The sequence below is a fragment of the Alcaligenes sp. Marseille-Q7550 genome, assembly GCF_965112015.1.
The window spans coordinates 1,709,056-1,733,223 of record NZ_CBCOPU010000001.1; the positions used below are offsets into that span (position 1 = coordinate 1,709,056).

The window sequence follows — 24,168 nt, forward strand, 5'->3', positions numbered from 1 at the left end:
ATGTTCAGACAAGGCGCCAACGTGAGCATACATGCCCGATCCATCCGCTATTTTGATGCCATCCGCCGGGCGGGTTCGATACGGGAAGCGGCCCGGCAACTGCATGTGGACAGCTCGGCGGTGAACCGGCAGTTGCTCAACCTGGAGGAGGAGATCGGTACGCCATTGTTCGAACGCCTGCCCAGCGGTTTGCGCTTGACGGAAGCCGGCGGGATATTCGCCCGGCATGTGCTGACGGTGCTTCAGGACGAGCAGCGGGCTAAGGCGGAAATCGAACGCCTGATGGGCATCGAGGGCGGCGAAGTCAAGCTGGGCGCCGTCGAGGGCCTGAGCCTCGATTTCCTGCCCCTGGTGCTGGACAGGGTGATGCAGCGGCATCCCGGGATCACCATCCATACCTGCACCATGGGTTCGGCGGATATCGCCGATCAGGTCCGCGCCGGCGACGTGGACATCGGCATCGGCTTTGGCTTGCCGGCGCACCCCGAACTGAGCTGCGTCGGCCAGGGGGAGTTTACATTGGGGGCCATCGTGGCGGCCGGGCATCCCCTGGCCGGCCGCCGCTCCGTGTCTTTCGCCCAATGCGCGGCCTATCCGCTGATCCTGGCTTCCGAGGACCTGGCGCTGCATGCCCTGGTGGCGCCGCTGCTGGACAAGCACGGCGCACAGGCCAGGCTGATCGCGCAGACCAACTCCATTGAATTGATGCGCCAGCTGGCCCTGCGCGGGCATGGCGTGGCCTTCCAGACGTCCATAGGTCTGGCGAAAATGCGCGCAACGGGGCGACTGGCCTATATTCCCTTGAAGGCGCCCGTGATTCCGGTCCGCCTGCAGGCGTGCATACGCTCGGCGCGCTCCCTGCCGCCGGCGGTGGACGCCGTGGTCGCGATCCTGCGGGAAGAGCTGTCGCGGCTGCAGGAGGAGCAGTCCTGACTGGCCGGACAGCATCGTGCGGCATGGATGGCATAAGCAGATGCATGTGAAATCGTGCCGGTAAAAATCACTTACCTTGCTCATGGCGAGGCCGTCATACACTGACTTACGCAGCAGGAGCCGGCCTGGCCGTCCGCGTGTCGAATGATTCGCGCCGCATTCAGACTCTATGAAAAAGAACATCATGAATACGAATATCTTCTGGCGGGCAAGACGTGAAGGAACCATTGATGGCTGAAGAATTTCCCTGGCGCCACGTTGAAGGCATCACCTATTTCGAGGATGGCGACCCCGATGAGAATCCCTGGGTAGTGGGCAAGCCCACGCGCGAGGACATTGTCGTCGAGCCGCATGATCCCGTCTGGGCGCAGCGCTTCGAGACCTTGAGGGCGCAGATCGGCGCTGTTCTGGGCGAGGCGGCGCTGGCGATCGAGCACGTGGGCTCCACGGCGGTGCCGGGCCTGGCGGCCAAGCCGGTGATCGACATCGATCTGATCGTGGCCGATCCGGAGCAGGAGGAGTCCTATGTGCCGGCTCTGGCGGAGCTGGGCTATGTGCTGACGATACGCGAGCGCTCCTGGTACGGGCACCGCATGCTGCGCCATCATGCGCCGCGTGTGAATCTGCATGTGTTCGGCCCGGAATGCCCCGAGCATGTGCGGCATCTTTTGTTTCGCGACTGGCTGCGCGCGCATGAGCGGGATCGCGAGGCCTATGCCCAGGCCAAGCTGCAGGCCAGGGTGGGGGCGGGCACCGTGCAGGACTACAACCAGAACAAGCAGGCCGTGATCCGACGGATCTATGCGGCGCTGTTCGAATTCCACGGTCTGGCATAAGTCGCGGATTCGCGCCGTGCCCCGGTTCAGGAGCCCGAGCGCCCGAAGCTCATGAAGGAGGGAAGGATGTCCGGGTACGAAAAGAACCTTTCTGCGGAGGCGCCTGTTCTGGTGGGGTGCGCCGGCTGGGCGCTGTCCTCCAGGACGGCTGCCCATTTTCCCGCGCAGGGCACCCATCTGGAGCGTTATGCCCAGGTGTTTCCGGCTGTGGAGATCAATTCTTCGTTCTATCGCGAGCACCAGGCCAAGACCTATGCGCGCTGGGCGGCAAGCGTGCCCGAGGCCTTCCGGTTCAGCGTGAAGGCGCCGCGCACCATCACCCACGAGCGCAGGCTGCGCAACGTCGACGACCTCCTGTTCCGGTTCGTGGACCAGCTTGCGTCGCTGGGCGAGAAGCTGGGCTGCCTGCTCGTGCAGTTGCCGCCCAGCCTGCGCCTGGATGTATTGGAAGCGGCGCGTTTCTTTGCCTTGCTGCGCGGACAGGTCAGCGTTCCCATCGTCTGCGAACCGCGTCATGCAGGCTGGTTCACCGCGGCGGCGGGGGAGATGTTCAGGCAGCAGGGCATTGCCTGTGTTCATGCGCATTCGGCGCCGGTGCCTGGAGTCGAGCCTGTCGGCGAGGCCGATATCCTATACCTGCGCCTGCACGGTGCGCCCCAAATGTACTATTCGGCGTATGACGAGGCGTTCATCGCCGCGGCGGCGGCGCGGATCGCCGCTGCCCGCCGGGCGGGGCAAAGGGTCTGGTGCATTTTCGACAATACCGCGGCGGGACAAGCCATCCCCAACGCCTTGTCCTTGATGCACAGGCTGGACTCCGGAAGGCCGGGATCGTTGAACTGAAATGGCCGTAAGCGTTTACGTCAATCAACGCGCGACCCTGCACCACAGGGCGGCGCGTCGACCTGTCTGCCGCCCTGGCAAACGATAAGGCTGATCAGTCATGGTTCGTTTACATCCGCTGCTGCCACGGCGGCGCAGGCGGCTTCGTTCCGTTCCCCCCTGCAGTGGCACGCTGCCCCGGGCATGGGTACGACTGTCGTGGGCACGATGGTCGGGGCGCGCCTCCAGGCGGATCAACCGTAGAGGCAATATGGTCAAGCGGCAAAATAACTATTTATAAATGAGAATCATTGCTATTATGTGGACCCTTATCATGTTGTCCTGGTGCTCGCCTTCCCATGTCCGGCCCTCGCTCTCCCGTCACAGCCTGGCTCGCTCATTACAGCGAGCTGATCGGATCATGGCGCAGGCGCTCGACGGCGAGCGAGGATGCGCAGGATGCCATGCAGGATGCCGTGGTGCGGATTCTTGAACATGGCGCAGTGCAGGTGGAGGATCCCTTGGCCTACCTGAAAGGCAGCGTGCGCAATGGCCTGATCGATCGCCATCGGCGCAGCCAGCGCACGCAGGCCATGCCCCTGCACGAGCTGGAGGAGGATGAGCATCCCCTGGCCGGGAACCTGGAGGCGCAGGTGCGGGCCGCCCGCCTGGCCCAGGATCTGGAGGCGGCGCTGGGCGAGCTGAGCCTGCCGTGCCGGCAGGTCTATATCCGCCATCGGCTGGAGGGGTGGACACATGCGGAAATCGCCCAGTCGCTGGGCATTTCCCGCGACATGGTGGAGAAACACATGACGCGCGCCCTGAAGCACCTGAATGCTAGGCTGCAGAAATATGCGTCCTGACCATTCCCGCTCGACCCGGCTTTGCCGTTCTGCATGGTTTTGCGGGCGGAAATGGAGCCGCACCGGTATCTGCCCATGAAGCCTCCAGTCGTTATTTCTTCTGACACGCTTGACAACGTCCAGGATGCGGCGGCGGCCTGGTTCGCGTACATGCAGTCCGGGGATGCGACGCCCGAAGGGCGCCAGGCGTGCCGGGCGTGGCGAGACCAGCATCCTGAGCATGACAGGCAATACCGGAATATGGAGCAGATCTGGCAGGCGACGCTGGATGTGCCCCAGGAGCGGCTGCGCGCACTGGCGACGCCGCCTCCTGTGCCGCGACCGGCCCGGCGGCGCCTTGCCTTGGGCATGGCCGGGGCGTGCGCGGCCGCCGTGGCGGGAGCAGGGATCTGGCGGTCAAGCTGGCTGCAGGCGCCCAATCAGGAGCTGTTGCTTGTCGTGGAGCGGGGCGCCCGCCGGGAAGTCACCCTGGACGATGGCTCCGTGTTGCTCCTGAATTCAGGAACCCAGGCCCGGGTCCGGCTGTATGCCGACCGGCGCGAGGTCCAGCTTCGCCGCGGCGAGGTGTTTTTTTCCGTACAGCCTGACCCGTCCCGCCCGTTCCGGGTGCAGGCGGGAGAGGTCGACGTGCTGGTGACGGGAACACAGTTCAACGTGCGCCATGAACAGGGCGGGGTGCAGATCGCCGTGCAATCGGGCTCCGTGCAGGTCAGCAGCGGACCCTGGTGGCGGCGCAGCCGACAGAGTCTGAGCCGGGGGCAGGGCGTGGAAGGGCGCGCCGATCAGTTGCTGGGCAGCGTGCGGTCCGTGTCCATTGATGCGCAACTGGCCTGGACGCGCGGCAAGATCGTGTTCGAAGACGCCACGCTGGAGCAGGCGATTGCCGAAATCAACCGCTATCTGCCGCAGCCGGCGCGGCTGGAGTCCCCGGCGGTGCGCCAGCATCGCATTGCGGGAATTTTCAGTATCGATGACGCCCAGTCCTTGCTGGATCTGTTGCCGGAGTTCGCACCCGTGCAGGTCTATCGCCTGTCCGACGGACAGGCTCGCATCGTGGCGCGCTGAGCATCTCATGAACGTCCATCAGCGCCATTCGAGATCGGTAACATCTTATTACGATAATGATTCGCATTTTTATTCCGATGTTAGCGTCCTGCCGACGTCTATCTCTATGAAGGGAGGCGCCTGCCGTACGAGCAGGGCGCCGTGGATGGACGTACGGCGCGCGTGGCGCGCCTTCACGATTGGAAGAAGCACGAAATGAAGATGACAAGAATGCCGCATGCGCCCGCGCGGGCCTCGGCACGGGACGGCGGCCTGTCCGCGCTGGCCATGGCAGTGGCTCTGGCCCTGGGCGCCCATCAGGGCCAGACGCAGGCCCAGACGGCGCCGGCGGCCATCCGGATTTCTGCCCAGCCGCTGGCCAGCGCCTTGCTGCAACTGGGCGAGCAGGCCGATCTGCAGATTTTCTTCTCCCGAGCCGATGTGGATGGGCATCAGGCCGGGGCGCTGTCGGGACAATTGTCGCCCGACGATGCCTTGCGTCGCCTGCTGGCCGGCACGGGCATCGAATTCCGGCGTACCGGCAGGAACGTGTCCCTGTCGCGCCCGTCCGACGCCGCCCAGTTGGAGGCCGTGACCGTCTATGGCCGGCGCGACAGTCTCCCCAAGGTCTACGAGGGCGGGCAGGTGGCGGCGGGCGGCCGGGTCGGGCTGCTGGGCGACAAGGACTTCATGGAAACTCCGTTCAGCACCATCAGCTACACGGAAAAGTTCATTGCCGACCGGCAGGCCCCCGACATCACGGATGTCATCGCCGCCACGGATCCGGCCGTCTTCGCCACAGGCGTGACGGGCATCATCGCGGAAAACTACTCGATCCGCGGCTTCAGCTCCAGCACCAATGACGTGTCCTTCAATGGGCTGTACGGCGTGTCGCCGTTCTATCGGGCCTCGCCGGAAATGTTCGAGCGCATCGAGGTGCTCAAGGGGCCGTCGGCCTTGCTCAATGGCATGCCGCCCGGCGGCTCGGTCGGGGGCGCTGTCAACCTGGTGCCCAAGCGCGCCGGCGAGGAGCCGCTGGCCAGCGTGACCGCTTCATACATGACGAATTCCCAGTTCGGCGGACACGTAGATCTGGGAAGCCGCTTCGGCGAGGACAAGCAGTTCGGCATCCGTTTCAATGGCGTGTATCGCGATGGGGAAAGCGCCATCAAGCAGCAGGACAAGAAGACGCAACTGGCCTCGCTGGGCCTGGACTGGCGCGGCGAGCGCATGCGCGTCTCGGCCGACCTCTACGCCAGCGAGGAGCGTGTCGATGGCCCGACCCGCGGCATCAACCTGGCGCCGGGCGTGGACATTCCCAAGCCGCCCAGGCCCGATACCTTGCTCAATCCTAGCTGGGCCTTCTTCGACACCAAGGATCAGGGCGCCATGGTGCGCGGCGAGTTCGACGTGAACGAAGATCTGATGGTCTATGCGGCCGCTGGGGCCAGCAAGACCCAGTACAAGACGACCAGCGTCCAGACCGTACAGGTGTTCAATGCCGCCGGCGACTATCGGACCAATGCCAGCGACCTGCTCTTCGAGGTGGACAAGCGTTCGGCTGAAGCGGGCGTCCGAGGCCGTTTCCAGACCGGCGCCATCGGGCACCAGTGGTCGCTGAGCGCCACGCATTATGCGCATACGGACGAACAGTTCGGCCGCCGCAATGTGCTGGGAGCGGACTGGGTCACCAATATCTACGATCCGGTCTGGGGGCCGGCGCCGTCAAGCTTCAGCGCGCCGGCGATCTCCAAGACGAAGTTGCGGCTGAACAGCGTGGGCCTGGCCGACACCTTGTCTTTTGCGCAGGACAGAGTCCAGTTGACGCTGGGCCTGCGGCATCAGACCGTGGTCAGCGACACGTTTGACGTGCGCACCGGGGACCGTACTTCGCGCTACGACGAAAGCGCCACCACGCCGGCCGTGGCGCTGCTGGTCCAGGCGACGGACCGGCTTTCTTTCTATACGAATTACATCGAAGGCCTGAGCCAGGGGGCCACGGCGCCCGTGACGGCCGCCAACGCCGGCGAGGTCTTTGCGCCTTTCAAGACCAGGCAGAAGGAAGTGGGCCTGAAACTGGACCTGGGCGAGTTCGCCCATACGCTCAGCCTTTATGAGATCAAGCGGCCCAGCAGCTACACCGATCCGCACAGCAACGTCTTGTCGCGCGGGGGCGAGCAGCGCAACCGGGGCGTGGAGTGGACGTTCTTCGGCTCCCTGACGCCAGGGCTGCGCCTGATGGGCGGGGTAGCTTACCTGGATCCGAAGCTGACCCGCAGCGCAGGTGGCCTGAACCAGGGCAATATGGCCGCGGGGCTGCCCAGGCTGCAGGCCAAGCTGGGCCTGGAGTGGGACGTGCCGGGCGCGCAGGGCCTGACGCTGATGGCCAACGCCACCTCGGTATCCAGGCAATACATCAACGCGGACAACTCCCAGTCCGTCCCCGGCCGGACGATCTATGACCTGGGTGCGCGCTATGCGACCAAGGTGTCCGGCCGTCCGCTGACTTTGCGGGCCAGTGTGGCCAACGTCGGCAACAAGGCATATTGGGCCATGCCTCAATGGACCAGCCTGGGTCTGGGAGCGCCGCGCACCGTCATGCTTTCAGCCACCATGGACTTCTGAGCCGGATGAATACTGTTTCCTTGTTGATGCGCATTACCGCCGCGCTGGCAGGCGGCTATGGCCTGGCGGCCTTGTCGAGCGTCGCGGCGCTCGCCTTGCCGATGGCTTCTTCGGAGGCCGTGCTGCTGGGCATGACGGGCAGCTTCCTGATCCATGCCGGCGCGGTGGTCTGGGTATTCGCCGTGCGTTCGGCCGCGCGCGCCTGGCTGGGGCTGGGCATGGCGGCGCTGGCGTTGCTGCCGGCGGCCGCCTGGGTCTGGCTGGGAGATGCCGCATGAGTCGCGCCCTCGATAAGGAAGCCAAGGCCGGGCGGACCGGGAAGGGAAAGCCTCGCGGCATACGCCAGACCATGTCCGACCTGCACATCTGGACCGGCCTGCTGGTCGGGTGGATCCTGTACGCCATGTTCCTGACGGGAACGGTTTCGTATTTCCGCGATGAAATTTCGCGCTACATGCGTCCGGAACTGGCCGCGGCGTCAAGCCTGCCCGCGCCGGCCCAGACGGTGCAGAGCGTGCTCGATGCCGTCCGCCAGAAGGGGCTGACGCTGCGGCAGATCAGCATCAGCCTGCCTTCCGGGCGCCAGCCCGCCGCCTCCGCGTTCTGGAGCAGTCCCGACTTGCCGGGCCGCGGTTTCGGCAGCGGCGTATTCGATGCGGCCACGGGGCAGGCCGTGCAAGCCCGCGAGACGCGCGGAGGCGATTTTTTCTACGCCTTCCATTTCAATTTCCATTACATGCCGGCCTTGTGGGCGCGCTGGATAGCCGGTCTGTGCGCCATGTTCATGCTGGTGGCGATCGTCAGCGGCGTGATCACCCACAAGAAAATCTTCACGGACTTCTTCACGTTCCGCTGGGGCAAGGGGCAGCGCTCCTGGCTGGATGCGCATGCCGGGCTGTCCGTGCTGGGCCTGCCGTTTCATTTCATGATCACCTGGAGCGGGCTGGTTACGCTGATGGTGATGTACATGCCCTTCGGTCTTCAAGCCTTGCCTTCGGCGGCGGAGCGACAGGCCGTGACCAGCGAGATGCGGTTTTTCCTGCCGGCGGGTCAGCCAGCCGGCGTGCCCGCGCCGCTGCCGGCCCTGGCGCCCCTGATCCAGCAGGCCGAACAGCGCTGGGGGCCGGGCGGCGCGGGCATTGTCCAGATCAACCACCCGGGCGATGGGGCCGTGCGTGTGGCCATTGCACGCCGGCAATCGCAACGCATCGCCACGACGCCGCAGTATCTGCTGTTCGACGGCGTCACGGGCGAGCTTCTGCGCGCCAAGGAGAATTCGGGGCCGGCGGCCGTCACCCAGGGCGTGCTGTACGGCCTGCACCTGGGGCGGTTCGCCGACACGGCGACCCGCTGGCTGTATTTCCTGGTCAGTCTGGCTGGAACGGCCATGGTGGGCACGGGGCTGGTGTTGTGGACGGTCAAGCGCCGCGCCCGCTTGCCGGATCCGCGGAAACCGCATTTCGGCTTCAGGCTGGTGGAGCGCCTGAACATCGCCGCCATCGCCGGGCTTTCTGTGGCCATGACCGCTTTCTTCTGGTTCAACCGGCTGCTGCCCGTCTCGATGGCGCAGCGCGCCGAGTGGGAGATTCACGGCTTCTTCCTCGCCTGGGCCGCGGCTCTGGCCTGGGCCTTGCTGCGGCCCGCCCGGCGGGCCTGGATCGAACTGCTGTGGCTGGGCTGTTTTTTGATGGCATTGCTGCCCGTGCTGAACATGCTTGTCGCCGGGCGCGGCCTGGCCGGGAGCCTGGCGGCGGGCGACTGGTTGTTCGCCGGCGTTGACTTGGCCTTATGGACTTTCGCGGTCCTGCATGCCTGCCTGGCGCTGCGCGTCGCCCGGCATCGCCCAGCCCCCGCGCCGGCCGGGAAGGCGCGCCCCGCGCCATTGAGCGAAGGTGGCGCCCGGAGCGAGGAGGCGTCATGAACGCGCTGAACATCACCTGGCTGGATCACATATGGATCTTCCTGGCGTGCTGCCTGGGTTTCACCGGGCTGGCGCTGTCCATGGACAGGCATCAGCAAGACAGGTGGGGGCGGGTGTTGAGCCGGCGCGCCGCCGGTCTCTTGCGCGGGGCGGGCTGGCTGCTGCTGGGTCTGGCCATGGCTTTGGCCGTGAGGAGCATGGGTTGGGGATTCGGCCTGGTGGCCTGCAGCGGGCATGCCAGCGCGGCGGCCGCAGCGGTATTTGTCGGTTTGCTGACGGCCAATCGCATTCGGCCCCGGCAATGAGGGGCCAGGCCGTTCTCGTTTTTCAAGCAGAGAGGTTTCATGACCATGAAAGTGAAGTCCAGACTAATGTATATCGTTCCAATTGCCTTGGCCTTGTCCGCTTGCGCCCAGGCGCCGGCGACCGGAGACCAGGCCGGCGCGACCCGCGACAGCGTGCAGGCCGGCCAGCTCAGGACCCAGCGCCAGGTCCTGGCTCCTGCCTTGTATGAACTGGCCTTGTCCAAGCGTCAGGATGCCCTGTTTGTGGTGTCGGCCGGCGGTCAGGGCGAAAAAGGGGAGTCCTCCAAGGTCCTGCGCCTGGACCCGCGGACCTTGGCCGTGCAGGCCGAGATTCCTCTGGAGCGCAAAGGCTTCGGCGTGGCCCTGGATGATGCGGCGGACCGGCTCTATGTGGGCAACGGTCTGGACGCGTCCATTACCGTGATCGACACGCGCAGCAACCAGGTGATCGCGATCATCCCGCTGGCCCGGAAGATCCAGGCGCGCGGCATGGACGGCAAACTCGAAGAGCGTTATGCGCACAGTTTGCGCGAGCTGGTGCTGGATACGCGCAATCACAGACTGTATGCGCCCGGCGCCTGGTTCACCGACAGCGCCCTGTACGTGGTGGACACGCGCGCGCTGGCCCTCGAACGCGTCTTGCCGGGCTTTGGCTTCCTGGCCGCCGGCGTGACGCTGGATCATTCGGGCAACGTGCTGTATGTCTCCAATCTGCAGGGACAACTGCATCGCGTGGACACGCGCAGCCTGACGGTGGAGCGCGTGATTGAAACCGGAGGGGACCAGTTGCTGAACCTGGCGTTCGACCGCAAGCAGGGCAGGATCCTCGCAACGGATCAGGGAGAGGCGCTGATCGACGGCATGCGCAAGGAGCAGGGCGGTCTGGATTACCAGCGGCGCGGGGAAGGGCACCGAGTGCTGGTCATGGACGCGGCCACGGGCGCTCTGTTGCGCAGCCTGCCTGCGGGAAGGGGGCCCATTGCGCTCTTGCTCGATCCTGATCGCGAACGCCTGTACGTCACCAGCCGGGAATCCGGCCAGGTGCAAGTCTATGACAGCCGACGCTATGAGCTGCTGCAGACCGTGTCCTTGCCGACCCCCCCCAGCAGTCTGGCTCTGGATGGGCGCAGCGGCGATCTGTACGTCAGCGTCAAGAACGGGCGCGACCAGCCCAAAGGCAGCCCCGAGAGCGTGGTCCGGCTGTCGTTCTGATTCGGCTCGGGCGGGTCGCCGGGCCGATGCCGCCGGCCGTCATGGATAAGCTGCGCTGTTCAACGCCCCCCAGAATTGATCGTTTGTTTTCGTCATGACATGGCGATAGCATGTTCGACTGCCTCGTTCCGGGGGCAAGGCCCGAGGTACCGGGCGCATGAAGAACGACAAGGCGCCGTGACGGCGTCGAAGGAATCCAGTCAGATGAACGTATGGGTGTCCCAAGAGCAGGCTCAGGAATATGTGCCCCCGCCGTGGCGCATGGAATTCACGCAGGCCTGCTTCGAACGCCAGACCATTGGGGCGTCGGGAGCGGATGTGTTCCGCATCGTGCGCGCCGGCCAGCCGGATGTCTTCCTCAAGACGGAGCCGGCAACGGCTCTCAGCGAACTGCCCGGCGAAATCGAGCGCTTGCGCTGGATGGCCCAGGTGGGCCTGCCCGCGCCCGCAGTGTTCGATGCCTTGCGGCATGAGGGCCGGCATTACCTGCTGATGAGCGCGGTGCCCGGCCAGGACATGGCGACCGCGTTCGACCTGCAGCCGGCCCTGGTGCTGCGGGTGGCCGCCATGGCCTTGCGCATTCTGCACGAGACGCCGATCGAGGATTGCCCTTTCGACCATCGCCTGGAACATAGGCTGGCCGATGCGGGCCGGCGTCTGCAGGCCGGGCTGGTGGACGAGTCGGCCTTCGACGGCCCGCGCCAGGGATGGAGCGCCGCACAGGTGTGGGAGGAGCTGCTGGCCAGCCGGCCGGACACGCAGGATCTGGTCGTCACGCACGGCGATGCCTGCCTGCCGAACCTGATGCTGGAAGGCAAATGGTTCACGGGCTTCATCGACTGCGGCCGCCTGGGCGTGGCCGACCGTTTCCAGGACCTGGCCTTGACGGCGCGCAGCATCGAGCACAATTTCGGTCCGCAGTGGGTGGACGTGTTCTTCCAGGAATACGGCCTGGAAGCGGATGAAGGCCGGATGGAGTTCTATCGCCTGCTGGATGAGTTCTTCTGAGTCCGGCGCCGCGCCGTCGTGTTTCAGGCGCACTGTGGGCTGCGTGCCTGCGCAGGAATGGCGCGCCAGGTGAAGACGGCGCAGGCGATCTGGATGGCGCCGCCGGCCAGCATGGCCGCGCGCAGCCCGTCGGCTGGATGCGACGGCATGGCAAACAGGGCGCCCAGGAAGGCGACCCCCAGGCTGGCTCCCATCATGCGGGCGACGTTGATCAGGGCGCTGGCGGTTCCGGATCGTTCCGCAGGTGCAGCGCCGACCGCCGCCCCCATCAAAGGGCCGGTGGCCAGGCCCATGCCCAGGCCGGTCAGGGCCAGGCTGATCTCCTGTGCGAGGATGGAAGGCGACCGCGCTTCCACGCCGATGAGCAGCAGGCCTGCTCCGGCAAGCATGAGGCCGCCTGCGGCCAGGGGCCGGGTTCCATGCCGGACGGCCAGCAAGCCCGACCAGGGCGAGCTTGCGACAAATGTCAACGCCGTGGGCATCAGCGCAATACCTGCGCCCAGAGGGCCGAAACGTCCGGCGTCCTGCCAGGCCAGGGGCAGCAGGAACAAGGCGCCATACATGCCGAATGTCATCCCCGCCGTTGCCGCCATGGCGCCGCGGAATGGGCGGGACCGGAACAAGACCGGAGGCACCATGGCGCTCGAGCCTTGACGAGCCTCGATGCGGACGAACACGGCCAGGGCGGTTGCGCCGGCCAATAAGGCTGCCAACGCCCTGTATGGCGCTTCGCGGCATTCGATGGCGGCAAAGGCCATCATGCCCAGGGCGGCGGCTCCGGACAACTGGGCGGCGCCGTCGAAATGCCGCTTCCCCGGATCGGACGATTCCGGGATGCAGGACCAGGCCAGCGCGACCGCCGTTGCGCCAATGGGGGCGACGACGAGAAAAATGCTGCGCCAGCCGGCGTATTCGATCAGCATTCCGCCCAGCGTCGGACCGAGCGCCATCGCCAGGCCGTTGCAGGCCGCCCAGATCCCGAGGACCCGGCTGCGTTCGGCGGGTTCGAGCCATGCCACGCGGATGATGGCCAGCGACGCGGGTACGAGCAGGGCGGCGCCCAGTCCGCTCAAGGCCCGGGCGGCGATCAGGATTTCCGTGGACGGCGCGGCGGCGCACATCAAGGTCGCGATGCTGAGGATTGCCGAGCCGGCGATGAATGTCCGGCGTCGGCCATAGAGGTCGGCCAGCAGACCGCCTGTCAGCAGCAAGGCGGCGTAGGCCAGGTTGTAGCTGTCCAGCACCCATTGCAGGGAGCGCATGTCCGCCTCGAGGTCCAGGCCGATGGGGTGCATTGCCAGGTTGACCACGGCCGTGTCGATCTGGGCCGCCAGGACGGCCAGGCATAGCGTCGTCAATACGAGTCGGAGAGGGGAAGAGATCATGGCGGGCTCGGTGGGAGTCGAATGGACGGGCGCCGTCCGTACGCAAGCACAGTACCAGGCCCGGCTCTGGCAATGCTTCGATGCGTGGCGAACCATGCGGAAACGGTGATGGGTTAGCATTCAGTTGCCGAGCAGGAGACAGCCATGTCCACTTTCTTCAACATTTCCGCGACTGCCTTTCTGATCGCCGATCCAAGCCGGGCGGCCATGCTGACGATGCTGATGGACGGACGCGCGCATCCGGCGGGCGTGCTTGCCCGCGCCGCGGGGGTGAGTGCGCAGACGGCCAGCGCGCATCTGGCCAAGCTTCGCGCGGGCGGACTGGTCCTGGTCGAGACCGAGGGGCGGCATCGGTACTACCGTCTGGCCGATTCCCACGTCGCCCAGGCGCTGGAGCAGCTCGCGGCGATCCGTCCTGGCGCGACGCCCAGGCCGATGGCCCTTAGCCCGCAGCAACGAAGTTTGCGATTCTGCCGACGTTGCTACGATCATCTGGCGGGACAGGTCGGGGTGGCTGTCACCTGCGCCCTGCTGGACCAGGATTACCTCCAGCCGGAGGAGGACCGACGCTTCATCGTCACGCCAGCCGGCGTGCGCTGGTTCAGCGATCTGGGGCTGGATGTCGAAGCCATACGGCCGACTCGCCGCGGCCTGGCGCGGCAATGTCTGGACTGGACGGAACGCGTACCGCATCTGGCCGGGCCTTTGGGCGTACAGTTCATGAGCCTGCTGTGCGAGCGAGGCTGGCTCCGACGCTCCGACGCTTCACGCGCCGTTCTGCTCACACCCGCAGGCGCGGCCGGGCTCAGGGAGACCCTGGGCGTGATGCTGCCCTAGAAAGCCCCTCTGTCCGAAATATGGCCGTTTCAGGCAATAAGTCGTCCGTTTCGACAAGACGAGCCTGGATGCGCGAGTGACAAAATGACTGCTCCATTACAGAACAAAAAAGTAAGGAGACGGCAGTGCGCTATCAAGTCATTATTTCAGGGGCGGGGCCCGTGGGCTGCTGGCTGGCCTGCGAACTCCAGCTGGCCGGCATCCAGACCCTGGTCATCGAGCAGACGCCCGCCATCAGTCCGCAGTCCAGGGCGCTCACGATCCACCCCAGGACGATAGAAGTTTTTGCCATGCGCGGGGCCCATGAAACCATGCTGCGGGAAGCCGTGCGTATTCCCAGCGGGCACTTTGGCATCCTGGACCACAGGCTGGACTTCAAACCCCTGAATACCGAGTACGCCTTTACGCTGGCGATCCCACAGGCCCGTATCACGGCCATCCTGCAGGAACGGGCCCGCGCCCTGGGTGCGGACGTCAGGCGGGGAGAGCGTGTCTCTCATTTTGAGGAAGGGCCCGATTCGGTGTCGGTCGCCATCGAGGGCCCCAGTGGAACATATACGGCTGAGGCGCAGTGGCTGGCAGGGTGTGATGGGACGCGCAGCACGGTACGCACTCAGGCGGGCATTCCCTTTCCTGGCACTGACGCCACGGTGCTGGGCTGGCTGGGCGACGCGACGCTGGCCGAGCCGCCCGAGGGCGTCATGATAGGGAAATGGGGCCTGAACGGCACGGCCATGGTGGCGAAACTCCCCGATGGCCAGCATAGATTGGTCGGCATCTCGCCGGATGATGTGAATCGCGCTTGGCCGGGTGAACTGGCTCTGGACGAGCTCCGCGCCAAAGTCATCGCCATTTTCGGTACGGACTTCGGTCTGCACAGCCCTTCGTGGCTGTCCCGGTACAGCAATGCCAGCCGGCAGGCGGAAAGCTACCGCAAAGGCCGTATCTTGCTGGCCGGGGACGCCGCCCACCAGCACATGCCCGCGGGCGGGGTCGGTTTGAACATCGGGATTCAGGATGCCATGAACCTGGGCTGGAAGCTGGCGGCCACCTTGCATGGCTGGGCGCCGGATTCCTTGCTGGACAGCTACCACCAGGAACGGCATCCGGTGGGCCAGGATCTGCTCGAGCACACGCAGCGCAGACAGCGCTGATGAGCTGTTTCACCCAGGAAGGGATAGAGCTGCGCGCTTTCTTGAACAAGTTGATCAAGGAGCTGCCGTCTCTGGAAAATGCGCTGGCCGAACGCTTGTCGGGCCTGCATGTGGCCTATCCCTCCCTGGATCCGCGAGCGCATCCCCTGGTCGGTAAACGGGCTCCGGAGCTGAGCTTCAACGGCACGAAGCAGGGCTTGTTCAGTCTGCTGTCCTCTGGTCGCCATGTGCTGCTGGATCTGACGGGTCAGGCAAGCCCGGACGCCGCTTCCGGGGCAGTCGCACAGACGCGCCTGATCGTTCAGCGCGCCGGCCTGGCGCCGACCGGTACGGCCTGGGATGGGCTGACAGCGGCGCTGATCAGACCCGACGGGTATGTGGCCTGGGCCAGCGATGAGCAGGACTTGCATGAACTGCGCGCTCAGATGAATGATGAACTGGCTTTCCTGTGGACGAAAGCGGACCTGCCCGGCGCTTCCGCCGTCGTGTCGGAGGCTTCTTGATGCAGACCAAGACCGGACCTTTCAGGATGCTGATCAACGGCGTCCTGACGGAGGGAGCCAGTTCCATGGCGGTGATCAACCCGAGTTCGGGGCAGGTGCTGGCGCACAGCCCCCGGGCCTCGGAGGAACAGGTCGAACAGGCCATTCTGGCAGCCAGCGGCAGCTACTGCATGTGGTCGCGGACTCCTTTGGAGCAGCGGCGGGAAACGCTGCGCCGCATTGCCGATACGATTGAGCGGCATGCCGGAGAACTGGCGCGCTTGTTGACCCAAGAGCAGGGCAAGCCCCTGAAGGATGCTTTGGACGAGGTGCAGGGCAGCGCCGCGTTTTTCCGCTATGCGGCCCAGGCGCAGTTCGGGGCGCGTACGCTGGAGGACAGCGACACCCGGCATGCGGTTCTGCTTCGCCGGCCTCTCGGGGTGGTGGCGGTGATCACGCCCTGGAACTTTCCCTTGCTCCTGCTGGCATTCAAAGTGCCCCATGCTTTGCTGGCGGGCAATACGGTAGTGATCAAGCCGGCGGCCACGACTCCACTGAGCACCTTGCTTCTGGGGCAGTTGATTGCGGATACAGTCCCTGCGGGCGTCATTAATGTCGTCAGCGATAAAAACGACTTGGGCGACCTGCTCACCAGTCACCCTTTGGTGGCGAAGATCTCGTTCACGGGCTCTACCGCTACGGGCTACAAGGTCATGGCCAATGCCGCCAAGTCCCTGAAGCGGCTGACGCTGGAGTTGGGCGGAAACGATCCGGGCATTGTGCTGGACGATGCCGATCCCGTCCGTATCGCCCCTGCCATCATCCGGGCGGCGTTCTTCAACAGTGGTCAGGCCTGCATCGCATTGAAGCGCTTGTATGTGCACAGTTCGCTTTACGACCGCTTATGTGAAGAACTGGTCAGGCTGGCAGAGGCCATTGTTCTGGGCGACGGCCTGGATCCGATGACCATGCAGGGGCCTTTGCAAAATCAGCAGCAGTATCAGAAGGTCAATGAACTATTGGGCGATGCCTGCCGGCACGGACGGCTTCTCTGCGGCGGACCTGTGCCAGACAGCCAAGGGTATTTCATCCGCCCCGCGCTGGTGGCGGACGTCCAGGATGGCGTCCGGCTGGTCGACGAGGAGCAGTTCGGGCCCGTGCTGCCCTTGATCCGTTATACCGATCTGGACGAGGCCGTGGCTCGCGCCAACGACAGCCAGTACGGACTGGGCGCCTCCGTATGGTCAGCCAATACAGAACGCGCTGTGGCCGTGGCCAGCCAATTGGTGGCCGGAACCGTGTGGATCAATCAGCACATCGATCTAGGGCCGCATATTCCGCAGTCCGGCGCCAAGCGGTCTGGCTTCGGGATCGAACTGGGCGAGGAAGGTCTGCTGGAGTTCACTCAAGCGCAAGTGATCAATATCAAGAACGAGGGCGGCAACGCACATCCAAAAGGAGGGCGCAGATGAAGAATAGTTACGCGATCAATCCGGACAACTTGCCGAAATTGCCGGGAGTGGTCTCACATGGGGTGGTGCTGGAAAAGGCCGGTCTGGTGTATACCTCGGGGCAATTATCGTGGGATGAGAACGGGGCGCTGGTGGACGGCGACATGGTGGCGCAGTTGGAGCGCGCCTATCAGAATGTGGACCATGTCCTGAAGGCTGCAGGGACGTCCCGCTCTCGAGTGATCAATGAAACGATCTTCATCGTCGACTATGACGCATCCAAGGCGCCCGACCTGATCCAGGCGTTGACGCGGGCCAGGCCTGACGGCTCTGTCCCGCCCAGCAGTACGGTCGTGGGAGTGCAGTCCTTGTTCGCGGATGGTTTTCTGGTGGAAGTACAAGTGGTGGCCGTTCTTTGACCATGCCCGGCCCCTACGGAGGATTGGGTGGGGGGGTGGCGGCCAGGCCAGCTGCCGCTGCCTGGCTGATCCAGGGCTATCGACCCAACGAGAGACAATGAAGATTCAAGCAAAAAAACATATTTCCCAGCGCCTGAACCAAGAGATGCAATCCTTGGATACCGGAGGCTGGTCCGACAGGCAGAAGCTGGCCCTGGCCTGCCGCATTCTGCATGAAGAAGGCCATTGGCGCGGTCTGGCGGGGCAGATGACAGCCCGTGTGGACGGCTCTTCGGAGATGCTGACGCTGGGTTTCGGGGTAGGCTTTGACGAGGCCCGCGCCAGCCGCCTGGCGCGGGTCGATCAGGATTTGCGGCCTTTGGGAAACAGTGTCATGCCCAATCCGGGAGTGCGTTTTCATGCCTGGATTTATGCGCAGCGCCCGGAGATTCAGGCCATTGTGCATACCCACCCGCCCGCATGCGCCGCCTTGTCCATGACAGGCGAGCCGCTGACCGTGGCCCATATGGATGCCACGCCGCTGTTCGATGACTGTGCGTTTCTGCCTGAATGGCCGGGCTTGCCCATCGGCGACGAAGAGGGGCGGATCATTGCCGCCGCCATGGGGGACAAGCACGCGATTTTGCTGGCCAACCACGGCTTGCTGGCGGCGGGCCGCAGTATTGAAGAAGCCTGCATGCTGGCTGTCTGGATGGAGCAGGCCGCCGACATGCAATTGCGCGCCCGGGCGCTGGGTCCCGTCAAGGCGATCGATGCCGCGCTGGCTCAAGAGTCGCGTGATTTTCTGCGTAGACCCAAGGTGCTGGAGCTGACATTCGCCAATTTCGCCAGACGCGCGGTGCGCGCGGATGGCGGTGTTCTGCTGTGAACGTCGCTGCCCGCGCCTGCGCATCCGCAGCCTGGAGACGCGTCGGGTAAGGCTGGCCTGACTATTCCGGGGCGCTGCTTGCGGATATATGGCCGTATTGCGACAACATATGGCGGCATCCAGCACGGATTGCAGGCACGCTTGTGTTACGTTGAGGTTTTCGGCTCTTGTTCGGCGTGGCCTCAGCCGCCTCATGTGCACGCCTGCGACTGATTTATGAATAACGCCATTCTCTGCGTCCAGGAATATCTCGATCAGGCACAGCAGCCTGTGACCGGCTTGCAGGTTGAGCTGGTTTTCGTCGGCGATACTGAACCCCACAAGCATCGCAAAGATCAGTTGCTGTATGTGATCAGGGGCCTGATCACGGTACAGACCGAGCAGGGCCTGTGGACCGTACCGCCGCATTGCGCCATCTGGATACCGGGTCAGGTGATGCATTTTGCCCGGGCTACCAGTCAGGCCAGCGTGGCCAATCTTTACATGGAGCCGCAGCAGCATCGTGCTGGCCTGGCCCAATGCGGCATTTTGTTTGCCCAGCCCTTGCTGCGCGAACTGATATTGCGTCTGGTGCATCCCGCGGAAAGCTCTGTTGAAAGCCGCATTCGGGAAACTCGGCTGGTTTCCGTACTGATGGACGAACTGGAAGCGGCGCCGCGGGAGCCGCTGCACCTGCCCATACCTACCGAACGGCGTCTCAGGCGGCTGGTGGATGTGCTCACGGAAAAACCGGGGCTCAAGCTGAGCATGGAGCAATGGGGGGCCTTGATTGGCGTCAGCAACCGTACCTTGAGCCGCCTGTTTTTGCGCGAGACCGGAATGTCGTTCGGGCGTTGGCTGCAACAGTGGGATATACGCCTGGCTTTGCAAAAGCTGGCCAGCGGTGAGTCAGTGACCAATATCGCAATTGATCTGGGCTATGAAAGCCTGAGCGCGTTCATCACGATGTTTCGCCGCACCCTGGGCACCACGCCCACCCGTTACCTGGCCGGAGTTCAGACCCTGCCGGCAAGAAAGAGCGAACAGGCCTTCATTCACATGGACGGGCGTATCCCGGAGGTTTTTACCAAAATTCATGTGCCGACGATACGTGCTTGATACGAGGGGCCGCCGTTGGCTTTCCGCCGGGCAGGCCGCCGACGGGCACCGCGAAAATCGCATCAGCTCGAGCACTGCGCGCATGGTCGGTTCCCAGATACTTTTTCTTTATTTTGTTCTATGACAAAATAATGGTTTATGCATGGAGTATCTGAGATGCTGAAGGGCTTATGCGCCTATCCCTTGACGCCTTTTGCCCAGGGCAGGCCGGACGAGGCCTCGTTCGGGCGCCTGGTGGACCGGTTGCGGCGGGCGAGGGTGGATTCCATCTGCGTGCTGGGGTCCACCGGCAATTTCGCCTATATGGACAGGCAGGAGCGCCGGCGCATTGCGCAGTTGGCGGTGGAGGCGGCGGATGGGATTCCGGTGATCGTCGGCATCAGCGCCCTGGCCGCGCGCCAGGTGCTGGCGCTGGCGGAGGACGCCCAGCAAGTCGGCGCCGGCGCCTTGATGCTCTCGCCCATGTCCTACCAGATCCTGCGCGATCACGAGGTCTTCGAACTCTTCAGGGCGGTCAACGACGCATCGTCCCTGCCTCTGGTGATCTACGACAATCCGTCGACCACACATTTTTCCTGCAGCGACGATTTGCTCGGCCGGCTGGCCGGCCTGTCCAGGGTGGGCGCCATCAAGATACCCGCCGTGCCTCTGCAATCCCAACAGGCGCAGGAACGGGTCGGCCGCCTGCGCGCCTTGCTGCCGGCCGATGTCAGCCTTGGCGTCAGCGGCGATGCGTCGGCCGTGGCCTGTCGGCTGGCTGCGATGCATGGTGCTCGGTCCTGGGCGGGTTGTTCCCGCAGGACGCCTTGGCCATCTGCAAGGTGGCGCAGGCCGGAGGGGGACAGCAGGCCCAGGCTTTGGCCGACCGTTGGCAGGGTCTATGGGATCTGAATGCGCGATATGGCAGTTTGCGGGTGGTGGCCACGGCGGCCGAGCTGATCGGTCTTGCCGGCCCCTCCTGTCTGCCCGCCCCCTTGCAGGTCCTGGACGAATCGGGGCGGGCCGAACTCAAGGCCGTGCTGGTGAGGCTGGGGCTATACTGACGGGCTTTGCGCAACGGCTTGTTCGTTCGTCGCCGGGGTTCTCGTGCATATGGCGATCCAGCAAGACGGAGGGCCGGCTCATCGCGCACCTGGCGGCAATGCTGCGGCCATGGGAAAAAACGGCCGGAAAGAAGATCTTTCCGGCCGTTTTTCATTCGGGCGCTCCAGGCAGGGGCTTTACTTGCGTCGCGCGACGATCTCGTATTCCATGTCGCGGCTGCTGTCGCCCAGCGACACGGCTTGCAGCTCGTACTCGCCGGGCTGCAGGTCCACTTCCAGGCGCGCGTTCATGTCGCCGCCGCTGTCGTCGTCTTCCAGGATGGTCTGGCCATTCTGGCTCAGCACCAGGTAGGTGTCGAAGACCGGCGAGGTCATGTCGATGACATAGCGGCCGGCCTGGCGCACGTTCAGCTTGTAGGTATCGCGGGTGACGCCTTCCAGCATGATGGCCTGGCGGGGCTCGCCCACGCGCAGCGTACCACCGCCTGTGTTGGCCGGCGCCGGCTGGCCCGAGGCGCTCAGGGTGAACAGGCCCGCTTGCATGGAGCCCGAGATGCTGACGCGGTGCTCGCCGGGCTGCAGGACGGCGCGGATGCGCTGCTGGTTGGCGTTGTCCCCGGTATGCACGCCGCTGAGTTGATCCATATGCAAGTCGGCGTAAAAACCCTGCGTATCCATCAGCAGGGTGACCAGCGTGGGTTCGGTCACCTTCAGCGTGTAGGTCTGAGTCTGGCCGGTGAACAGACCGTTGCGGCTGGCCTGATCCAGGTTCAGCGTGTCGCCGTTCTTCAGGTCCGGCTCGGCCGCGATGTCGTGAGCCTGGATCTCCAGGCTGAAGCCGCCCTGGAAGCTCTGTGCCCCATTGGCGGAGGAGGCTTGAACAATATATTCGCCGGCTTTTAGGTAGGCCTGGATGCGGGCGTCCATGTTCTCGCCGCCATCATCATCCGATACCAGCTCGGATCCGCGCCGGTCCATCAGCGTCAGGTAGGGGTCCATGCTGCTTTGCTCGGCCTTCATGGCGATGCTGTACAGGCCTTCTTTCTCGATATTCAGACGGTAGCGCTTCTGGCCGCCCAGCGCCCAGTCACTGATATTCTGCCCAGCCGTCAGAGGCTCGCCGGCATAGGATTTCAGAGTCGTGACCACGACCTGGAAGGGGCCGTAGGCGCTGGTGTCGTAGCCGCTGACAGCGATCTGGTAGGTGTCGTTGAAATCCGCCCGGAACCCTAGGGTGGTGGTCTTGTCCTTTTCCGAGCTGGTCGGGCATTCGTCGCAGCGCGGGCTGCGGGTCAGCAGTTCGCCGTTGCGCAGCACGCTGATCTGGGCGCGCAGAGGGCCGCTTACGGAGATCTTGACGATCTGGCCGGCTTCGGCCTTGACCTCGTACAGGGCGCTGCGCACGCCGTCGCTCAGGTTCAGGAAGCTCTGGCTGGTCAGTTCGCCGCCGGTCTTCTGGTCCAGGACAAGGGCTGCGGCGGGGCCGGCGGCGGACATGGCGGCCGGTTTGGCCTGGGGAGCGACGCCGGCCTGGTTCTGGTAATAATAGACAGCGCCGCCGGCACCGACGAGAACCCCGAGAATGGCGGCGAATAGAGTGGAAGGCTTCATGGTTTCTGTATGAGTAAGAATAAATCGGTCGGCCCCAATGACGGACGCCGGCGGCCATGATTGTACTGGAGTGGCGTTTGGCGTCGCAGGGGCAGGCAACAGAATGCAACCCGAAACGTCGATCCGCTGTTACATCTCTGTGCGTTCCGCTCGCCGCCGGGCCGCATTCGGCCGCCGTTGTCTATGAGCCCTCTTGAGGACGGGCGCCTGCCCAGGTCTGGCATTTTTGTTACGAATGACTATATTCAAGGCGTCAGGACGTGTTCAAGGGTTGCGGACCGGAGCTTGAGCCTGCGCGCGCAGTGTGGGTCCGGCCACGGGGGCGAATGACGCGCCGCCTCCGCTTGGCAGCTTGTCGATCAGCGCGGTCTGCGACCATTCGCCGTGGCGGCGGGCCTGCAGGCGATAGCTTTGCACGGGACCCACAGGGCGGCTGGCCAGGTAGAGCACGCCGTGCTGCTCGTACAGGGCGGGCTGGGAGGCGGCATGCTCTTCCAGGCGTGTCACCGCGTCTTTGTCGGCCAGCAGGATGGCCCCGCCCGGGGACTCCAGCACGGCCAGGGCCACGTCTTTGTGTTCATCCAGGACCAGCGCCGGGCGGCCCACGTAGCGTATGCCCATGTCATGGGCGGCGCTCCAGGCCGACGAACCGGCCTGCTCCGTCAGGCGCAACAGGTGCTGGCTGTTCTTGTCGCGCAGATACAGCTCGATGCGGCCCTGCGCATTGCGGATGGCGCCCAGTCCGCCATTGCTGGGCGGGGCGGCCAGCGCCTGCCAGGGGCGCCATTGGCGATCTTCGTTCTGGCGGGTCTGGAACAGGCGTCCGTCCTGGGTGACGGCGAAGACGTGCGGCAAGCCGTTCCCGTCGGCTACGATGGCGGCCTGGCTGTAGGCCTGGTCCAGCGCGGGCAGGGCCTGCCAGGGTGTCCAGCCGTGGTCCAGGCCGTTGGGCGCGCTCCAGTAGAACAGGCCGTCCGTGCCCATGCCCAGCGCCAGGGACAGGCCGCTGGCCACGACGGGAACATGCAGCAGGCGGGCGCCGGCCACGGCCTGCCAGCCCAGCCATTGGCCGTTGCCTTGCTGGCGGTTGACCCAGATGCCGCCGGTGGCGTCGCGGGCGAACAGGCCGGGGGCGGCGTCGGGGTAGTGGAAGGCGGTCAAGGCATCGGCGGTGCGGCCGCCCAGGGTGTTCCAGCGCTTGAGCGCCGGATCCCATTGGTTGACGGCATCGTTCTGCTCGCCTGCGGCGAACAGCGACAATTGGCCGGAGGCGTCCACCAGCAGGTCGGCGCCCGAATTGTGGCGGCTGGCGTAGTAGGCGCGCTGCACCCAGGCGGCGGCTGGTCCGGCGGGCTCCTGGCAATTTTCGGGGCCTTTGCAATAGTGGCCGTCCTTCCATGCATAGCGGCGGAAGATGTCCGTCTTGCTCTGGATTTCCGCCACGCTCAGATTGCTGTCGTGTTCCTGGGTGGGATAGTCCAGGTAGCCGATCTGCGCATAGTTGCCGGGCACGGCGGCCATGGCGTCGCGCACCAGGCGCGCGCTGGCGATGTGATCGGGATGGCCATGGCCCGGGCAACGCCAGCACAGCTTGGTGTAGGGGACGGGGTTGGTATCGTCCAGGTAGCGTATGGTGGTGGGGCGATACCGGCGGATCAGGGCCGACAGGGTCTGGACCAGATCGTCCCGCGTGTAGCTTTGTTCAGGCGCGTCCAGCGTCCGTACGACCTGTCCGGGCATGGATTCGGCCTGGCTCAGGGGCGTCAGGCTGCCCCAGCCCTTGCCCAGCCAGGGGTCCTGCAGGCGCAGATGGCTCAACTGGATCCTGGGATTGCCGCGCAGCGTGAAATGGGCCAGGGAGTAACGGCCCAGCGCCAGGCGTTCTTCGTCCCACTCGTCCGGCTGGCCCGCCATGTAGGCATAGGCGGCCCGCACGCCGCGCTCCCGGCTGTACATATAGTCCAGGCCGTCCTTGCGTTCGCTGGCGGTCAGGTAGACCACCTGCACGCAGCCGCCGGCCTGGATGGCGTTGGCCAGGTCGGGGTTCATGAACAGCAGGTCGTCGTCCATATGGCCTACGAAGGCCAGGTCCCGGATGGCATGGCAGTCGGGCGCGGCGGCCTGGACGGACAGGGGAAGCAGCAGGGCGGCAAGGCCCAGAAGCGGAGTGCGCCGCAGGCGGGCGCGGGCCGTGAAAGCAGGCATGATGGGGCAGGCAGGAGACAATCAGGGATCGGATGGATCCTTCCCG

General features: G+C 65.0%; 23 protein-coding genes. 20 read left to right on the forward strand and 3 right to left on the reverse strand.

Translation table 11 applies throughout. From position 1 onward, the window contains the following. The first annotated feature begins 21 nt into the window (after positions 1 to 21). The 11 genes from ACWPWO_RS08155 (at position 22) to ACWPWO_RS08205 (ending at position 11,569) form a co-directional block, all read left to right on the forward strand. The gene (locus tag ACWPWO_RS08155) at positions 22 to 933 is read left to right on the forward strand and encodes a LysR family transcriptional regulator (RefSeq protein ID WP_454005838.1); all 912 of its coding nucleotides are present in this window, start codon (positions 22 to 24) and stop codon (positions 931 to 933) included. A gap of 230 nt (positions 934 to 1,163) precedes the next feature. Then, positions 1,164 to 1,769: a GrpB family protein gene (locus ACWPWO_RS08160; RefSeq protein WP_454005839.1), complete on the forward strand. Its 606-nt coding sequence runs from the start codon at positions 1,164 to 1,166 to the stop codon at positions 1,767 to 1,769. A gap of 66 nt (positions 1,770 to 1,835) precedes the next feature. After that, positions 1,836 to 2,612 carry a DUF72 domain-containing protein gene (locus tag ACWPWO_RS08165; protein ID WP_454005841.1) on the forward strand — a complete coding sequence of 259 codons (777 nt, stop codon included), beginning with the start codon at positions 1,836 to 1,838 and terminating at the stop codon, positions 2,610 to 2,612. A gap of 338 nt (positions 2,613 to 2,950) precedes the next feature. Beyond that, positions 2,951 to 3,454, forward strand: a complete 504-nt coding sequence (locus ACWPWO_RS08170) for a sigma-70 family RNA polymerase sigma factor (protein ID WP_454005843.1) — start codon at positions 2,951 to 2,953, stop codon at positions 3,452 to 3,454. 75 nt (positions 3,455 to 3,529) lie between these two features. Beyond that, on the forward strand, positions 3,530 to 4,519 hold the full coding sequence (locus ACWPWO_RS08175; RefSeq protein WP_454005844.1) for a FecR family protein: 990 nt from the start codon (positions 3,530 to 3,532) through the stop codon (positions 4,517 to 4,519). 195 nt (positions 4,520 to 4,714) lie between these two features. Further along, a complete protein-coding gene (locus tag ACWPWO_RS08180) occupies positions 4,715 to 7,123 on the forward strand; it encodes a TonB-dependent siderophore receptor (protein ID WP_454005846.1) in 2,409 nt (802 codons plus the stop codon). 5 nt (positions 7,124 to 7,128) lie between these two features. After that, positions 7,129 to 7,401: a DUF3649 domain-containing protein gene (locus tag ACWPWO_RS08185; RefSeq protein WP_454005848.1), complete on the forward strand. Its 273-nt coding sequence runs from the start codon at positions 7,129 to 7,131 to the stop codon at positions 7,399 to 7,401. Then, positions 7,398 to 9,044 carry a PepSY-associated TM helix domain-containing protein gene (locus tag ACWPWO_RS08190; RefSeq protein WP_454005850.1) on the forward strand — a complete coding sequence of 549 codons (1,647 nt, stop codon included), beginning with the start codon at positions 7,398 to 7,400 and terminating at the stop codon, positions 9,042 to 9,044. The genes ACWPWO_RS08185 and ACWPWO_RS08190 overlap by 4 nt, the downstream gene beginning before the upstream one ends. Then, a complete protein-coding gene (locus ACWPWO_RS08195) occupies positions 9,041 to 9,349 on the forward strand; it encodes a DUF3325 domain-containing protein (protein ID WP_454005852.1) in 309 nt (102 codons plus the stop codon). Before ACWPWO_RS08190 ends, ACWPWO_RS08195 begins: the two co-directional genes overlap by 4 nt. Before the next feature lie 66 nt (positions 9,350 to 9,415). Next, a complete protein-coding gene (locus ACWPWO_RS08200) occupies positions 9,416 to 10,561 on the forward strand; it encodes a YncE family protein (RefSeq protein WP_454005854.1) in 1,146 nt (381 codons plus the stop codon). Positions 10,562 to 10,765: 204 nt separating this feature from the next. Continuing rightward, positions 10,766 to 11,569: an APH(3') family aminoglycoside O-phosphotransferase gene (locus tag ACWPWO_RS08205; protein ID WP_454005856.1), complete on the forward strand. Its 804-nt coding sequence runs from the start codon at positions 10,766 to 10,768 to the stop codon at positions 11,567 to 11,569. A 23-nt stretch (positions 11,570 to 11,592) separates the two neighbouring features. On the opposite strand, the gene ACWPWO_RS08210 is transcribed toward ACWPWO_RS08205, so the two are convergent. Beyond that, entirely contained in the window at positions 11,593 to 12,954 is a 1,362-nt protein-coding gene (locus tag ACWPWO_RS08210; protein WP_454005858.1) for an MFS transporter, read from the reverse strand. Positions 12,955 to 13,098: 144 nt separating this feature from the next. Between ACWPWO_RS08210 and ACWPWO_RS08215 the strand changes: the two genes are divergently transcribed. The 9 genes from ACWPWO_RS08215 to ACWPWO_RS08255 all read left to right on the forward strand — a co-directional run bounded on the left by ACWPWO_RS08215 (position 13,099) and on the right by ACWPWO_RS08255 (position 20,306). Then, complete coding sequence (locus ACWPWO_RS08215; RefSeq protein ID WP_454005860.1) at positions 13,099 to 13,791, forward strand: ArsR/SmtB family transcription factor; 693 nt, start codon at positions 13,099 to 13,101, stop codon at positions 13,789 to 13,791. A 125-nt stretch (positions 13,792 to 13,916) separates the two neighbouring features. Next, on the forward strand, positions 13,917 to 14,945 hold the full coding sequence (locus ACWPWO_RS08220; RefSeq protein ID WP_454005862.1) for an FAD-dependent monooxygenase: 1,029 nt from the start codon (positions 13,917 to 13,919) through the stop codon (positions 14,943 to 14,945). Beyond that, the gene (locus ACWPWO_RS08225) at positions 14,945 to 15,448 is read left to right on the forward strand and encodes an aromatic-ring hydroxylase C-terminal domain-containing protein (RefSeq protein ID WP_454005863.1); all 504 of its coding nucleotides are present in this window, start codon (positions 14,945 to 14,947) and stop codon (positions 15,446 to 15,448) included. Before ACWPWO_RS08220 ends, ACWPWO_RS08225 begins: the two co-directional genes overlap by 1 nt. After that, positions 15,448 to 16,899, forward strand: a complete 1,452-nt coding sequence (locus tag ACWPWO_RS08230; protein WP_454005865.1) for an aldehyde dehydrogenase family protein — start codon at positions 15,448 to 15,450, stop codon at positions 16,897 to 16,899. The genes ACWPWO_RS08225 and ACWPWO_RS08230 overlap by 1 nt, the downstream gene beginning before the upstream one ends. Further along, complete coding sequence (locus ACWPWO_RS08235; RefSeq protein WP_454005867.1) at positions 16,896 to 17,297, forward strand: RidA family protein; 402 nt, start codon at positions 16,896 to 16,898, stop codon at positions 17,295 to 17,297. The genes ACWPWO_RS08230 and ACWPWO_RS08235 overlap by 4 nt, the downstream gene beginning before the upstream one ends. A gap of 97 nt (positions 17,298 to 17,394) precedes the next feature. Further along, on the forward strand, positions 17,395 to 18,165 hold the full coding sequence (locus ACWPWO_RS08240; RefSeq protein ID WP_454005868.1) for an aldolase: 771 nt from the start codon (positions 17,395 to 17,397) through the stop codon (positions 18,163 to 18,165). Between the two features lie 216 nt (positions 18,166 to 18,381). After that, positions 18,382 to 19,263, forward strand: coding sequence for a helix-turn-helix domain-containing protein (locus tag ACWPWO_RS08245; protein WP_454005870.1), 882 nt, complete (start codon positions 18,382 to 18,384; stop codon positions 19,261 to 19,263). 156 nt (positions 19,264 to 19,419) lie between these two features. Next, positions 19,420 to 20,154: a dihydrodipicolinate synthase family protein gene (locus ACWPWO_RS08250; RefSeq protein WP_454005872.1), complete on the forward strand. Its 735-nt coding sequence runs from the start codon at positions 19,420 to 19,422 to the stop codon at positions 20,152 to 20,154. Continuing rightward, positions 20,052 to 20,306, forward strand: coding sequence for a hypothetical protein (locus ACWPWO_RS08255; protein WP_454005874.1), 255 nt, complete (start codon positions 20,052 to 20,054; stop codon positions 20,304 to 20,306). The genes ACWPWO_RS08250 and ACWPWO_RS08255 overlap by 103 nt, the downstream gene beginning before the upstream one ends. Before the next feature lie 177 nt (positions 20,307 to 20,483). Here the strand turns inward: ACWPWO_RS08255 and ACWPWO_RS08260 are convergent, their stop codons facing one another. Together ACWPWO_RS08260 and ACWPWO_RS08265 are read right to left on the reverse strand one after the other, a co-directional pair. Next, positions 20,484 to 21,917, reverse strand: a complete 1,434-nt coding sequence (locus ACWPWO_RS08260) for a hypothetical protein (protein WP_454005876.1) — start codon at positions 21,915 to 21,917, stop codon at positions 20,484 to 20,486. A 264-nt stretch (positions 21,918 to 22,181) separates the two neighbouring features. After that, positions 22,182 to 24,122, reverse strand: a complete 1,941-nt coding sequence (locus ACWPWO_RS08265; RefSeq protein WP_454005878.1) for a PIG-L family deacetylase — start codon at positions 24,120 to 24,122, stop codon at positions 22,182 to 22,184. Positions 24,123 to 24,168: the final 46 nt, after the last annotated feature.

Excerpts from the sequence above, each read along its gene's own strand:
- ACWPWO_RS08160 (WP_454005839.1), top strand. The coding sequence starts at position 1,164 with ATGGCTGAAGAATTTCCCTGGCGCCACGTTGAAGGCATCACCTATTTC.
- ACWPWO_RS08165 (WP_454005841.1), top strand. The coding sequence starts at position 1,836 with ATGTCCGGGTACGAAAAGAACCTTTCTGCGGAGGCGCCTGTTCTGGTG.
- ACWPWO_RS08170 (WP_454005843.1), top strand. The coding sequence starts at position 2,951 with ATGTCCGGCCCTCGCTCTCCCGTCACAGCCTGGCTCGCTCATTACAGC.
- ACWPWO_RS08175 (WP_454005844.1), top strand. The coding sequence starts at position 3,530 with ATGAAGCCTCCAGTCGTTATTTCTTCTGACACGCTTGACAACGTCCAG.
- ACWPWO_RS08180 (WP_454005846.1), top strand. The coding sequence starts at position 4,715 with ATGAAGATGACAAGAATGCCGCATGCGCCCGCGCGGGCCTCGGCACGG.
- ACWPWO_RS08185 (WP_454005848.1), top strand. The coding sequence starts at position 7,129 with ATGAATACTGTTTCCTTGTTGATGCGCATTACCGCCGCGCTGGCAGGC.
- ACWPWO_RS08190 (WP_454005850.1), top strand. The coding sequence starts at position 7,398 with ATGAGTCGCGCCCTCGATAAGGAAGCCAAGGCCGGGCGGACCGGGAAG.
- ACWPWO_RS08195 (WP_454005852.1), top strand. The coding sequence starts at position 9,041 with ATGAACGCGCTGAACATCACCTGGCTGGATCACATATGGATCTTCCTG.
- ACWPWO_RS08200 (WP_454005854.1), top strand. The coding sequence starts at position 9,416 with ATGTATATCGTTCCAATTGCCTTGGCCTTGTCCGCTTGCGCCCAGGCG.
- ACWPWO_RS08205 (WP_454005856.1), top strand. The coding sequence starts at position 10,766 with ATGAACGTATGGGTGTCCCAAGAGCAGGCTCAGGAATATGTGCCCCCG.
- ACWPWO_RS08210 (WP_454005858.1), bottom strand. The coding sequence starts at position 12,954 with ATGATCTCTTCCCCTCTCCGACTCGTATTGACGACGCTATGCCTGGCC.
- ACWPWO_RS08215 (WP_454005860.1), top strand. The coding sequence starts at position 13,099 with ATGTCCACTTTCTTCAACATTTCCGCGACTGCCTTTCTGATCGCCGAT.
- ACWPWO_RS08225 (WP_454005863.1), top strand. The coding sequence starts at position 14,945 with ATGAGCTGTTTCACCCAGGAAGGGATAGAGCTGCGCGCTTTCTTGAAC.
- ACWPWO_RS08230 (WP_454005865.1), top strand. The coding sequence starts at position 15,448 with ATGCAGACCAAGACCGGACCTTTCAGGATGCTGATCAACGGCGTCCTG.
- ACWPWO_RS08235 (WP_454005867.1), top strand. The coding sequence starts at position 16,896 with ATGAAGAATAGTTACGCGATCAATCCGGACAACTTGCCGAAATTGCCG.
- ACWPWO_RS08240 (WP_454005868.1), top strand. The coding sequence starts at position 17,395 with ATGAAGATTCAAGCAAAAAAACATATTTCCCAGCGCCTGAACCAAGAG.
- ACWPWO_RS08245 (WP_454005870.1), top strand. The coding sequence starts at position 18,382 with ATGAATAACGCCATTCTCTGCGTCCAGGAATATCTCGATCAGGCACAG.
- ACWPWO_RS08250 (WP_454005872.1), top strand. The coding sequence starts at position 19,420 with ATGCTGAAGGGCTTATGCGCCTATCCCTTGACGCCTTTTGCCCAGGGC.
- ACWPWO_RS08260 (WP_454005876.1), bottom strand. The coding sequence starts at position 21,917 with ATGAAGCCTTCCACTCTATTCGCCGCCATTCTCGGGGTTCTCGTCGGT.
- ACWPWO_RS08265 (WP_454005878.1), bottom strand. The coding sequence starts at position 24,122 with ATGCCTGCTTTCACGGCCCGCGCCCGCCTGCGGCGCACTCCGCTTCTG.